This window comes from Rhodococcus sp. 14C212, from assembly GCF_011058195.1.
GTDB lineage: Bacteria > Actinomycetota > Actinomycetes > Mycobacteriales > Mycobacteriaceae > Rhodococcus > Rhodococcus aetherivorans.
Genome location: NZ_JAALEH010000065.1, coordinates 1 through 12,262, shown reverse-complemented (window position 1 = coordinate 12,262; position 12,262 = coordinate 1). Strand labels below are relative to the sequence as shown.

Below are 12,262 nucleotides of genomic sequence, written 5' to 3'. Positions count from 1 at the left end.
ATTACCCGGCTTCCCAGCCAACATCTTCTCCCCTGCACTTCGGCTACCCCCATCTGACAAATCCCCCCGGCAGCCCGTTCCGGACGATCCCTACAGGATCGGCGCCGGCGTGTATTTCGCGGCGTCCGGGTACTGCTCGACGAGGTCCTGCACCGCCGCGACGACGGTGGCGACCTGCGCCTCCGCGGCACCGACGAACACCGACCGGTCGGCCAGCGCGGCGTCGAGGGCCGCTCGATCCAGCGGCAGCCGCTCGTCGGCGGCCAGCCGGTCCAGCAGGTCCGGCTCGCGGCCCTGCTCGCGCATCGCCAGCGCCACGGCGACCGCATGCTCCTTGATGACCTCGTGGGCCGTCTCGCGGCCCACGCCCGCCCGCACCGCCGCCATGAGCACCTTGGTGGTGGCCAGGAAGGGCAGGTAGCGGTTGAGCTCCTTCTCGATCACCGCCGGGTAGGCGCCGAACTCGGCGAGGACCGTCAGGAACGTCTCCATCAGGCCGTCGAGGGCGAAGAAGGCGTCGGGCAGTGCGACGCGCCGCACGACCGAGCAGAACACGTCGCCCTCGTTCCACTGCGCGCCGGCGAGCTCGGCGGCCATCGACGCATACCCGCGCAGCACCACCTGCAGGCCGTTGACACGCTCGCAGGAACGGGTGTTCATCTTGTGCGGCATCGCGGACGAGCCGACCTGGCCCGGCTGGAAACCCTCGGTGACGAGTTCGTGCCCGGCCATCAGGCGGACGGTGTGCGCGAACGACGACGGCCCAGCCGCGACCTGCACGAGCGCGGAGAGCACGTCGTGGTCGAGCGAGCGCGGATAGACCTGGCCGACGCTGGTGAGCACGTTCGCAAACCCGAGGTGCTCGGCGACCGTCGCCTCGAGACGCGCGAGCTTGCCGGCGTCGCCGCCGAGCAGGTCGAGCATGTCCTGCGCGGTGCCCATGGGGCCCTTGATGCCGCGCAGCGGGTACCGGGCGATCAGCTCGCGCAACCGGGTGAGCGCGATGAGCAGCTCGTCGGCGGCGGACGCGAACCGCTTGCCGAGGGTGGTGGCCTGCGCGGCGACGTTGTGCGACCGGCCCGCCATCACCAGCGCCGAGTACTCGGCGGCGCGGTCGGCCAGCCGCGCGGCGATCGCGACGCCGTGGGCGTGCACGTGCTCGAGCGAGCGCAGGATCTGCAGCTGTTCGACGTTCTCGGTGAGGTCGCGGCTGGTCATGCCCTTGTGCACGTGCTCGTGGCCGGCGAGGGCGTTGAACTCCTCGATGCGGGCCTTGACGTCGTGGCGGGTGACGCGCTCGCGCGCCGCGATCGACTCGAGGTCGACCTGCTCGAGCACCCGCTCGTAGTCGGCAAGGGCCTCCTGCGGGACGTCGATCCCGAGTTCCGCCTGCGCCCGGAGGACCGCCAGCCACAGCTGGCGCTCGAGCACGATCTTGTGCTCCGGCGACCACAGCGCTGTCAGGTCCGGGCTGGCATAACGGGTGGCAAGAACGTTCGGGATGCGACTCACAGGACATCAGTTTACGGCGCCCCGTCACGCCTCCTGTTCGGCAGGCGGTGCCACCCGTTCCACGACGTCGGGCAGGATGCCCCGCGCGAGGGCCCGCGGATCGGGCTCGAGATCGCCGAGGGCGCCGAGCACGGCCCCGTCGACGACCGCGACGAGCCGCCGCAACTGCGGCTCGTGCACCGACCGCCCGCACCGTTGCAGCAGGTCCGTGAGCAGCTGATCGATCTGCACACGCAACTCCTGCTGGACGTCGCGCAGTTCGGGGTGCCGGGCGGTGGCGACGCACCGTTCGTAGCGGGCGATGAGACGCTCGCGTTCGATCTCGCCGACCCCGCCGGGGCCGACGAGCAGGTCGACGATCAGGTCGGCGGTGGACTCGGGGCTGCGGTCGCTCGGCGGGACGCACTGCACCCGCGAGCGCATCACGTCGAGCTCACGCCGCCCGTTGTGCTGCACCGCGCTCGCGACGAGGTCGTCGAGGGAATGGAAGTAGTAGGTGGTGGAGGCGAGCGGAAGTCCGGCACGGTGCGCGACGGCGCGGTGCCGGACGGCATCGATCCCACCTTCGAGGATCAGGTCGGCCGCCGCCTCGACGAGCGCCTGGCGGCGCCGTTCGCCCTTGGGGGTGGCTGCGATCGACACCTTTGTCATGGTGCCAGTCCCGGTGGTCACGCCTGAGGGAAACGGCCCGAATACTCGCAGGTAGGACCTATCTGTCGGGTTTCGTCACGGTGTGCGCAACCAGGCCCGCAGCCGTTCCAGCGCCGCCCGCACGTCCGCGGTGGCACCGGCGAAGGACAGCCGGACGGTCCGGTCGCCGTGCACGGTGTCGAAGTCGACGCCGGGCGCGAGCGCCACTCCGGTCTCCTGCAGCAGCCGGGCACACCAGCGAGTGGAATTCTCGCCGGCCGGGAGCAGATGGCCGATGTCGGCGTAGACGTAGAAGGCGCCGTCGGCGGGCGCGAGCTCGGTGATCCCCAGCTCCGGCAGGCCCCGGAGCAGCAGCTCGCGGTTGGCCGCGTAGCGCGCGACGTGGCCGTCGAGTTCGGCCCGGGCCTCCGCGCCGAACGCGTCGACGGCCGCGTACTGGGAGATTGTCGGCGGGCACACCGTCATGTTGGAGGCCAGCCGCTGCAACGGCGGACGCAGTCCCTCCGGCACGAGCATCCAGCCGAGCCGCCATCCCGTCATCGAGAAGTACTTGGACACGGAGCCGATCACCACCGCTTCGCGGGAGGTCTCCCACGCGCAGCTCGTCGCAGGCGCACCGTGCGTTCCGAACTCGATGCCGTGGTAGATCTCGTCGGAGATGAGCAGCGCGCCGTGGTCGTCGCACCAGCGGGCCAGCGCGGCCAGCTCGGCCGGTTCGATCATGGTGCCGGTCGGGTTGGCGGGGCTGGCGACGACGAGTCCGACGATCGGACCGTCGAGGGCCTCGAGCATCTCGACGGTCGGCTGGTAGCGGGTGTGGGGCCCGCAGTCCAGCTCGACGACCGTGCAGCCGAGCGCGGCGAGGGTGTTGCGGTAGGCGGGGTAGCCGGGCCGGGCGACGACGACCGTGTCGCCGACGTCGAAGGCGGCCAGGAACAGCAGGGTGAACGCCCCGGAGGATCCGGTGGTGACGACCACGTCGTCGGCGTCGACGTCGATGCCGTAGCGGTCGCGGTGGTAGCCCGCGATCGCCGCGCGCAGCGGCAGGATCCCGAACGTCTCGGTGTAGCCGAGCAGCTCGTCGTCGAGCGCGCGGTGGGTGGCGCGCAGCACCGGGGCGGGTGCCGGCGTGGACGGCTGACCGGCCGCCAGGCTCAGCACGTCGCCGTGGGTGCGCTGCCGCTCGGTGGCGGCCTTCCACACGTCCATGACGTGGAAGGTCTGGATCCGGGATCGTCGGGATTCGAAGCGCACGACCTCGACGTTAGCCGCTCGTGATCTGCCGGATGTCCCCCGGTGGGCGTGCACCGACGGATCGTCGCGACGTCGGCTCGTTCGACGGACACCCGCGCGCTGACCGGAGCGCGCCCGTGCCCGGGCACCGCGCGGGTGCGTTCCCTAGGACGGGATCGCGATGCGCCCCTCGACGGCGGCGAGACCGATGTCCTTGCGGAAGTGCCCGCCCGGCAGCTTGATGCCGGCGAGCGTGGTGTAGGCCTCGTCGCGGGCGGCGGTCAGGTCGGCGCCGGTGCCGACGATGCTGAGCACGCGGCCACCCGCGGAGACCAACGATCCGTCGGCGAGCCTGGTGCCCGCGTGGAGGACCCCGTCGGCGTCGGCACCGGTGATGACGTCGCCCGTGCGCGGGCTGGCCGGGTAGTACTCGGCGGCCAGCACCACGGTGACGGCGGCGCCGGCGCGCCAGCGCAGCGGCGGCAGCTCGGCCAGGGTGCCGGTCGCGACCGCGTTCAGCGCCTCCCCGAGCGGCGACTCGAGCAGGGCGAGCACGGCCTGGGTCTCGGGATCGCCGAAGCGGCAGTTGAATTCGACGACGGCCGGGCCGTCCTTGCCGATGGCGAGGCCCGCGTAGAGCAGGCCCGAGAAGCCGCATCCGCGGCGGACCATCTCGGCGGCGACGGGCCGGACGACCTCCTCGACGATCGTGTCGACCATGCCCTCGGGCAGCCACGGCAGCGGCGTGTAGGCGCCCATGCCGCCGGTGTTGGGGCCGGTGTCGCCGTCGCCGACACGCTTGTGGTCCTGCGCGGGCAGCAGCGGCACCACGGCCTCGCCGTCGACGAGGCAGAACAGCGAGACCTCGGGACCGTCGAGGAACGATTCGAGCAGCACCGGGTGCCCGTTCTCGAGGATCTCCGCCGCGTGGTCGCGGGCGGCGGCCCGGTCGGCGGTGACGACGACGCCCTTGCCGGCGGCGAGCCCGTCGTCCTTGACCACCCAGGTGGGTCCGAAGCGGTCGAGCTTCCCGTCGAGCTCCGCCGGATTGTCGACGACCTCGCTGTGCGCGGTGCGGACCCCGGCGGTCTTCATGACGTCCTTGGCGAAGGCCTTCGAGCCCTCGATGCGGGCGGCCGCCGCGGACGGGCCGAAGCAGGCGATGCCCGCGGCGCGGACGGCGTCGGCGACACCGAGGACGAGCGGAACCTCCGGGCCGATGACCACGAGGTCGGCGTTCTGGTCCTTCGCGAGCGCGACGACCTCCTCGGCGGAGGCGGCGTCGACCGGGAACTGCTCGGCGATCCGGCCGATGCCGGCGTTGCCGGGGGCCGCCAGCACGGCGGTCACGCCGGGATCACGGGTCAGGGCCAGGACGAGGGCATGTTCACGGGCACCGGAGCCGATAACGAGTACGCGCACGCAGCACAGGTTACGGGACCGGTCCGGGGCCGCGGACCGACGCATCCGCGCGCCCCGCCGTCCGTCCGCGGATGCGATTCGCGGGAGCGGACGACCGGGACCCGCGCGGCGCTAGCGGGCGGATTCCGCGCCCCGGTCGTTCCCCTCGACCGGGCACCACACGAGGTCGGCGCGGTCGCGGGTCCGCGCGACAGTGCGCGCGTTGGGCAGATCCACCGTGCGGACCCACTCGGCGGCCTGCTCGGCGGTGGATCCGGTGGCCCGATGGCGCCGGATGAGCCGGGCGGCGAGCTCGTCACCCGGTGCGTCGAGGTAGACGACGAGGTCGAGCAGCGGGCGGATCCGCTCCCACCCGCCGTCGCCGAGGAGCAGGTAGTTGCCCTCGGTGACGACGACGCGGGTCTCGGGGGTGATCTCGTGGAACGCGGCGATCGGTTCGTGGAGGCGGCGCGAGTACTCGGGTGCGTGGACGGTCTCCGTGCGGTCGTCGCGGATGCGGCGCAGCAGGGCCGCGAACCCGGCGACGTCGAACGTCTCCGGTGCACCCTTGCGGGATCGGGTGCCGTGGGCCTCGAGCCGGTGGTTCGACAGGTGGAAGCCGTCCATCGGCGCGGCCGCGGCGGGTATGCCGGCGTCACGCAGGAGGTCGACGAGCAGGTCGGCGGCGGTGCTCTTGCCGGCCCCGGGCGGACCGCAGAGCCCGACCACGCGCCGCTCCCCCGCCGCGACGATGCGCAGCTGCCGGTCGACCAGGTCGGCGACGAGCGCGCGCAGCGGCCCCGTCCGGGGCGGCTGCGGCGACGACATGCGACGAGGATACGAGAGGCGGCGCCCGCGGCGGTCCGCCTATTCTCCCCGGTATGGCTTCCGTGTTCAGCATGATCATCGCCGGCGACCTGCCGGGCCGGTTCGTGTGGCAGGACGACGACGTCGTCGTCTTCCTCACCATCAACCCCGTGAACCAGGGCCACGTGCTCGTGGTGCCGCGTCAGGAGGTGGACCACTGGCAGAACGTCGACGACGACCTGTGGGACAAGGTCCACAACGTCGCCCGCATCATGGGCCGGGCGGTGTGCTCGGCGTTCGACGCGCCGCGCGCGGGACTGCTCGTCGCGGGCCTCGAGGTGCCGCACCTGCACCTGCACGTCTTCCCGGCGTACGACCTCGGCGACTTCGACATCAGCAAGGCCGAGAAGGATCCGTCGCCGGAGTCGCTCGACGAGGCGCAGGCGAAGCTGAAGGCCGCGCTACGGGAACTCGGGCACGCGGACAACGTCCCCGACTGACACACCGGCACCCGCCGGCACCGGCGCCGACGGGTCGTCGAGGAACTCGGTGAAGTGCGCCCACGACGTGCCGCGGGCGGTGAGGCCGGCGAGCAGCCCCAGGTGACTGCCGGGCACGACCTCGAACCGCACGTGGGGCGAGCAGGGCAGCACCCGGCGGATCGCCTCGACCGCCGGGACGGGCGCGAGCACGTCGTCGCTGCCGCCGAGTGCGAGCACGGGCACGGAGACGTCGGCGAGGTCGATCGTCCGGTCGTCGAAGCGGACCCGGCCCGTCGCGAGATCGTTCGCGACCGTGATGCGCATCGCCATCTGATGGAACAGCCTGCCGGGGTAGCCGGGCATGTCGGCCTGGAACCGGTCGATCGCCTCCATCCGGGCGAGGGTGTCGGCGTCGGCGAGGTTGCGGGCGACGAACCAGGGCCGGGTCAGTTCGCGTTCGAGGGCGGTGGCCCGGTAGCCGATCTGCACCAGCGGGGCCGGCACACCGCCGAGCAGGTGGGTCACGGCGGTGAGGGTGGGCTCGCCCACGGCGCGTCCGAGGTGGCGGGCCGGCCCCAGGAAGGGGATGCGCCCGTAGTCGACCGGCGTGCCGAACGCGGTGATCGAGCGGATCGGCAGCCCGGGGTGGGCGGCCGCGGTGAGCAGGCACAGGGTCCCGCCGAGGCTCCAGGCGCCCAGGTCGACGTCGCGGCCGCCGCACAGTTCGGAGACCCGCGCGATCGCCTCGGGCACGATGTCGTCGACCCAGTGCTCGAACCCGAGATGCCGGTCGGAGCGGTCCATGGTGCCGAAGTCGAGGACGTGGACGCTGCGGCCGGCGTCGACGAGGTGCTGCACGAGACTCTGCCCGGGCCGCAGGTCGTAGCAGCGTGCGGGCGCGGCGAGCGGGGGCACGAGCAGGACGGGCGCGCCCGCGTCGGGCTCGCCGTAGCGGCGCAGGGTGCGGTGCGGTCCGTCGGCGACGACGGCGGACGCGGTGGCGTGCCGCGGTTCGATCCCGTCGCCGACGAACAGCGCCCAGGCGTTGCGCAGGGCGCGCTGCGCCGTCCCCGACAGTCCCACGACGTCTCCCTACTCGAAAGTTGGCCACGTCACCGTAGCCGAGGGCCGATCGTCACTCCACCGGCATCCGCGGGATCAGCGCCCGGAACGTGGAACCGGCGCCCACGGCCGACTCCACCTCCACGCGGCCGCCGTGGGCCGCCACCAGCGCCGCGACGATCGACAGCCCGAGACCGCTGCCGCCCGACGATCGGGTGCGCGACGCGTCGGCGCGATAGAACCGCTCGAAGACCCGGGCGCGGTCGGGCTCGCTCAGGCCCGGGCCCGTGTCGCGCACCTCGAGCACCGCATCGGGCCCGATCGTGCCCACCCGGACGGTGATGCGGGCGTCGGCCGGGGTATGGGTGAGGGCGTTGGTGACGAGATTGCCGAGGACCTGCCGCAGCCGCGCGTCGTCGCCGAGCACCTCCGGGGTACCGGGACCGTCGAACACCTCGAGCCCGACGGTCCGGGCCGGCGCGACGGCCCGCGCATCGTGCACGGCGTCGGCGGCCAGGGCGAGCAGGTCCACCGGCTTCCGCTCGAGCGGCCGCTTCGCGTCGAGGCGGGCCAGTATGAGCAGATCCTCCACGAGGATTCCCATGCGCCGGGACTCGCTCTCGATGCGGTCCATCAGCATCGCGGTGTCGCTGCTCGCGCCGTGGCGGTAGAGCTCGGCGAATCCGCGGATCGTGGTGAGCGGGGTGCGCAGCTCGTGGCTGGCGTCGGCGACGAACCGTCGCATCTTCTCCTCGGATCTGCGCGCGGATTCCTCCGACGCCGCCGTCGCCGCGAACGCCGCCTGGATCTGGCTGAGCATGGCGTTCAGCGCCACCGACAGCCGGCCGATCTCGGTGCGCGGATCCCGTTCGGGAACCCGCCGGTGCAGATCCCCGCCGGCGATCGCCACGGCGGTGCGTTCGACCTCCACCAGGGGCCGCAGGCTGCGCCGCACCACGAAGTAGCCGGCCACCCCGAGAACGAGCAGCACCGCGGCGCCGATGCCGACCTGCAGCACGACGAGCCGATCGACGGTCTCCTCGATCGAGGTCAGGGTGACCCCGACGGTGGTCACGATGCCCGCGGCACTGCGGGTCGACACCACCCGCCAGCGCACGTCGGAACCGTCGACGGAACCCACGGTCACCTGCCGGCCTTCCACACCTCGTGGGTGTCGTCGTCGAGTTCGATGTCGGCGAAGGTGATACGGGACGAGCGTTCGTCCTCGGACACCTTGCCGGCCCGCCGCAGGATCACCCGCAGCCGGGCGACGACCTCCTCGAGACTGAACGGCTTGGTGACGTAGTCGTCCGCACCCAGGGTCAGGCCGGACACCTTGTCCTCCACGGCGTCCTTCGCCGTCAGGAACAACACCGGCGCGTCCGAGCCGTCGGCCCGGAGCCGGCGCAGCATCCCGAACCCGTCCATCCCGCGCATCATGACGTCGAGGATCACCGCGTCCGGCCGGAAGGCCCGGGCCCGGTCGAGTCCCTCGGCGCCGTCTCCCGCCGTCTCGACCTCGAAGCCCTGGAACTTCAGGCTCACCGAGAGCAGTTCGACGATGCTCGGCTCGTCGTCGACGATCAGGATCCGCGCTTCGGGGGTCTTGTCGGTCACGGCGTCGATTCTCCCGGAGAGCTCTGGCATGCCGCTGCGAGAATCCTGGGAACTTCCTGTCTGCCGGCCCTGCCGAATTCGGGCCGTCGGGGTGCGGCGATCGGGGATCATGGACGTGTCCGCACCGGGAGGAGCCGTCGTGTCGCCTAAGTGGGTGCGCCGCGGGGCGGCGTCGGCCGCAGTCGTCGCCGTGTCCCTGATCGCCGCCGGCCCGCCCGCGGCCGCGGAGGAGGTCGAGGTCTCGTTCGGCATCGCGTGCCGGGTGCGGTCGGTGATCGACGTCGACGAGCTGCTCGGGTCGTCGGCCACGGTGGACGCGCCCGCCCGGGTCCGTCCCGGCGAGCGGTTCACCTACCGCATCCAGACGGCGCCCGTCGCGTACCCCGACTCGAGCCGCGGCGCCACCACCCGCAGCGTCTCCCGCCTGAAGAACGACTTCGCGATTCCCGCAAACGCGACGTTCGTCGACGCCGCCGTCGTGCCCGGCACCGCCTTCAACCTGGACAACGTGCCGCCCGGTGTGCTGCGGGTGAACGAGGACGGTGTCCCCGACCCGGCGGGCACGATCCTGCGCCTGTCCGGAAACAACGAGGTCATCGGCAACAGCCCGACGTCCGGTGCCGACAGCGAGGCCGGGATCCGGGCGCCGAAGACGCAGCTGCAGCTCGACGGCTCCCCCAGCCCCGTCGGCGACAGCTGGTTCCGGCTGCCGGCGGTGGAGGTGACGATGATCGCGGGCGACGCGGGCGTGATCACACCGATGCTCCGCACGGCCGGTGCCGCAGGCCTCGTCGACGACGACGCCAACTACAACACCTCGCTCACCCAGGCCACGTTCCTCGGCACCAACCAGTGGGGACCGACACGCTGCTCGCCGCGCGACACCATGACCGGTCCGCTCAACGCCGGCGCCGGCCCGCTGGCGACCATCACGATCTCCGACACCGCCGAGGTGCCCGCCACGGTCACCGTCGACGCCCCGGACGTGGTCGACGAGGGGACGGTCGTCACGCTCACGGCGACGGTGTCACCGGACGTCGACGGCGGCACGATCCTGTTCCGGGACGGCGGCACCGACCTGGGTCCGCCGGTGGCGGTCGTCGACGGCCGCGCCACCACCGAGCACCGCGTCTCCGGCGCCGGGAGCCACACGATCACAGCGGTCTACTCGGGCGCGCCCGGCGCGGCGGGCGCGACATCCGAACCCGTCGCCGTGACGGTTCCCGGATCCGAGAGCACATCCGGCTGGTGGATCGCAGCCGGGATCGGGGTGATCGCCGGCGCGCTCGCCGTCGCCCTCGTCGCCCGGCGCCGGAGACGCTGATCCGACGTAACACGCCCCGCACGTCCACCACCTTGTCGGCGCGTGATGCTATTACGGGACGAAGACAGCCACCGCGAAGGAGGTCCCGTCCATGATGTGCCGGGCGTGCCGATCCGATCTCGACCACTGTCACGGCACCCTCGTCGTGCATGCAACGGTGCCTGTGGAATGCACCGAACCCGACTGCTTCGACACCTCCCGGGTGCGGCACGTGCTGGTCATCGACTGCTCCGAACTCGCCCACGGCTGCGGGTGCACCGAGACGTACGCACGGATCGACACGCTCCGCGTCTCCTGACGGGCCTCCGGTAACGGCTCGTCCCGCCGATCCGGGACTGTTGTGCCGGTTACAGTGACAGACATGAGTCTGGCGTCCGCGCTCGCGTTCCCCGTCCGCCTCGGATTCGCCGCGGCGGACTCGGCCCTGGGTGTGGCGGAGGGCGTAATCGGCACCGTCCGCCTGGCGGTCTCCCCCCAGACGTACGCGGGGTTGAGCGCGGTCGGCGCGACGAATCCGCGGGGCCCGCTCGGCTTGCTGCAACAGGTCTCCGTACTCGCCGCCGACGACCGTCCTCTCGGCCAGGCGCTGCGGCCCGACGGACCGCTGGACCGCCTCCTCGCCCCCGGCGGGCCGGTGGATCGGCTCACCGCCCCCGGCGGCCCCCTCGACCGCCTCCTCGAGCCCGGCGGCGCCCTCGACCGCGTCACCGCGCCCGGCGGTCCGCTCGAAAAGGTCCTCGCCGAGGACGGGGCCCTGGACCGCCTGCTGTCGAACGGCGGCCTCCTCGACCGTCTCACGGCCCCGAACGGCCCGCTCGAGCGCCTGCTCGCCGAGAGCGGACCCATCGAACGACTCACCGCCCCCGGCGGCATCGTCGACATCGCCCTCCAGCGCGGCGGTCTGCTCGAGCGGGCCCTCGAGCAGGGCGGGGTGCTCGACACCCTCCTCGCCGAACAGGGCGCCCTCGAACGCCTCCTCGCCCAGGGCGGTCCGCTCGATCAGATCGTGTCGCTGTCCGAGACGCTGGCGCAGCTCACCCCCAGCATCCAGCGGATGAGCACCAGCATCGACGTGCTGCAGGAGACCGTCGAACTGCTCCGTGGAGCGGTGGGCCCGCTGGGCGACCTCGCGGGCAAGCTGCCCGGCCGGTGGCTGCGCAGCAACTCGGGTGGCGCGGGCAACAGCGGCAGGCACGAACTGCAGCCACCGGACTGATCCGGTCACTCCTGCAGGTCCGTGACGGCCCGGAAGGAGCCGTCCATGTGGAACGGGGTGGACTCGTGCTCGTGCGCGATCCGCCACGACCCCTCGACGCGGCGTAGCCCGAACGTGACGCGGAACCACAGGTCGAACCGCGGTCCACCGTGCTGCGTCGCTCCCAGCCGCGACAGCGCGTGGCAGAACGCGACGTCGCCGGCCGCCTCGACGCGCAGATCCCGCACCTCGCAGTCGAGAGGGCCGTCGAACCCCGCGAACCACGCCGCCCAGGCCTGCGGATCGGGAGCGGTCTTGCGCAGTGGCGGCGCCAGATCGAACACCGTCGCACCGGGGACGTAGCACGCGGCGAGCCGATCGACGTCCTTGGCGTTGCGGGCCGCGGTGTGCTCCTCGATCAGCGCGCGGATCTGTTCGTCGGCCGGGGTCTCGTCCACCGCGAGAACGGCGAGGATGTTGCCCGCCGGATCCCGGAACCAGGCGATCGGCGGGCCCACCCGACGGAAGATGCCCTTGCCGTCGACACCCTCGTAGTGCTCGAACCGGACGCCGCGCGCGGCGAGTTCGTCCACCGCCTTCTCGATGTCGCGAACCGGAAAGTTGAGGATCGTGTAGGTGGCCGGGGTGTGGTCCTCCTTCGGATAGATCAGCGTGTCGCGGCCGCCGTCGAGGTGCAGGTGGAGCATTCCGTGCTCCTCGGACACGGAGACGCCGAGGACGTCACCGTAGAACTTCGCGGCCGCGGCCACGTCGTCGACGGCGAAGCCGGAAAAGGCTGGGGAACGGTCCAACATGGTGCTCACTCCTCCGCTGCGAACGATGCTGTACCTGTTCCGACCGCCGAACGACCGCAAACTCATCGGCCGGTGACCTTCTTCCCTGATGCGGACCGCGACGCCGGGGCTAGCGTGGAAGGCGGTCCCGCCCGAGGGAGGTCGCCATGACACCCGTCCCGAC

The 12,262-nt window shown here is 72.3% G+C and carries 11 protein-coding genes and 2 pseudogenes; 4 read left to right on the top strand and 9 right to left on the bottom strand.

Annotation, left to right across the window (positions count from 1 at the left end):
* Positions 1-90: 90 nt before the first annotated feature.
* The 5 genes from purB to G6038_RS22235 form a co-directional block, all read right to left on the bottom strand.
* Positions 91-1,512 carry an adenylosuccinate lyase gene (gene purB, locus G6038_RS22255; protein WP_165039932.1) on the bottom strand — a complete coding sequence of 474 codons (1,422 nt, stop codon included), beginning with the start codon at positions 1,510-1,512 and terminating at the stop codon, positions 91-93.
* Between the two features lie 24 nt (positions 1,513-1,536).
* Positions 1,537-2,154, bottom strand: coding sequence for a TetR family transcriptional regulator (locus tag G6038_RS22250; RefSeq protein WP_165039931.1), 618 nt, complete (start codon positions 2,152-2,154; stop codon positions 1,537-1,539).
* A gap of 84 nt (positions 2,155-2,238) precedes the next feature.
* Positions 2,239-3,417 (bottom strand): pyridoxal phosphate-dependent aminotransferase, encoded by a 1,179-nt coding sequence (locus G6038_RS22245; protein ID WP_165039930.1) that lies wholly within the window; start codon positions 3,415-3,417, stop codon positions 2,239-2,241.
* 144 nt (positions 3,418-3,561) lie between these two features.
* The gene (gene purD, locus G6038_RS22240) at positions 3,562-4,818 is read right to left on the bottom strand and encodes a phosphoribosylamine--glycine ligase (protein WP_165039929.1); all 1,257 of its coding nucleotides are present in this window, start codon (positions 4,816-4,818) and stop codon (positions 3,562-3,564) included.
* A 111-nt stretch (positions 4,819-4,929) separates the two neighbouring features.
* Positions 4,930-5,625 (bottom strand): nucleoside/nucleotide kinase family protein, encoded by a 696-nt coding sequence (locus G6038_RS22235; protein ID WP_165039928.1) that lies wholly within the window; start codon positions 5,623-5,625, stop codon positions 4,930-4,932.
* A gap of 53 nt (positions 5,626-5,678) precedes the next feature.
* Between G6038_RS22235 and G6038_RS22230 the strand changes: the two genes are divergently transcribed.
* Entirely contained in the window at positions 5,679-6,104 is a 426-nt protein-coding gene (locus G6038_RS22230) for an HIT family protein (protein WP_165039927.1), read from the top strand.
* Here G6038_RS22230 and G6038_RS22225 read toward each other — a convergent pair.
* The 3 genes and pseudogenes from G6038_RS22225 to G6038_RS22215 all read right to left on the bottom strand — a co-directional run.
* Complete coding sequence (locus G6038_RS22225; protein WP_165039926.1) at positions 6,066-7,169, bottom strand: alpha/beta fold hydrolase; 1,104 nt, start codon at positions 7,167-7,169, stop codon at positions 6,066-6,068. The genes G6038_RS22230 and G6038_RS22225 overlap by 39 nt on opposite strands.
* A gap of 52 nt (positions 7,170-7,221) precedes the next feature.
* A pseudogene (locus tag G6038_RS22220) lies at positions 7,222-8,292 on the bottom strand (HAMP domain-containing sensor histidine kinase); the annotation flags it as partial.
* 2 nt (positions 8,293-8,294) lie between these two features.
* Positions 8,295-8,765, bottom strand: a pseudogene (locus G6038_RS22215) (response regulator transcription factor); the annotation flags it as partial.
* 139 nt (positions 8,766-8,904) lie between these two features.
* On the opposite strand from G6038_RS22215, the gene G6038_RS22210 reads away from it, so the two are divergent.
* The 3 genes from G6038_RS22210 to G6038_RS22200 all read left to right on the top strand — a co-directional run bounded on the left by G6038_RS22210 (position 8,905) and on the right by G6038_RS22200 (position 11,305).
* Positions 8,905-10,089, top strand: a complete 1,185-nt coding sequence (locus G6038_RS22210; protein ID WP_165039925.1) for an Ig-like domain-containing protein — start codon at positions 8,905-8,907, stop codon at positions 10,087-10,089.
* A gap of 91 nt (positions 10,090-10,180) precedes the next feature.
* Positions 10,181-10,387, top strand: a complete 207-nt coding sequence (locus G6038_RS22205) for a hypothetical protein (RefSeq protein WP_165039924.1) — start codon at positions 10,181-10,183, stop codon at positions 10,385-10,387.
* Between the two features lie 63 nt (positions 10,388-10,450).
* On the top strand, positions 10,451-11,305 hold the full coding sequence (locus tag G6038_RS22200; protein ID WP_165039923.1) for an ABC transporter: 855 nt from the start codon (positions 10,451-10,453) through the stop codon (positions 11,303-11,305).
* A 5-nt stretch (positions 11,306-11,310) separates the two neighbouring features.
* Here G6038_RS22200 and G6038_RS22195 read toward each other — a convergent pair whose 3' ends face one another.
* The gene (locus G6038_RS22195; RefSeq protein WP_165039922.1) at positions 11,311-12,099 is read right to left on the bottom strand and encodes a nuclear transport factor 2 family protein; all 789 of its coding nucleotides are present in this window, start codon (positions 12,097-12,099) and stop codon (positions 11,311-11,313) included.
* Between the last annotated feature and the right edge of the window lie 163 nt (positions 12,100-12,262).

What these genes read in the sequence shown, in the direction of transcription:
- G6038_RS22235 (WP_165039928.1), bottom strand. Translation starts at nt 5,625, where the DNA reads ATGTCGTCGCCGCAGCCGCCCCGGACGGGGCCGCTGCGCGCGCTCGTC.
- G6038_RS22230 (WP_165039927.1), top strand. Translation starts at nt 5,679, where the DNA reads ATGGCTTCCGTGTTCAGCATGATCATCGCCGGCGACCTGCCGGGCCGG.
- G6038_RS22205 (WP_165039924.1), top strand. Translation starts at nt 10,181, where the DNA reads ATGATGTGCCGGGCGTGCCGATCCGATCTCGACCACTGTCACGGCACC.
- G6038_RS22200 (WP_165039923.1), top strand. Translation starts at nt 10,451, where the DNA reads ATGAGTCTGGCGTCCGCGCTCGCGTTCCCCGTCCGCCTCGGATTCGCC.
- G6038_RS22195 (WP_165039922.1), bottom strand. Translation starts at nt 12,099, where the DNA reads ATGTTGGACCGTTCCCCAGCCTTTTCCGGCTTCGCCGTCGACGACGTG.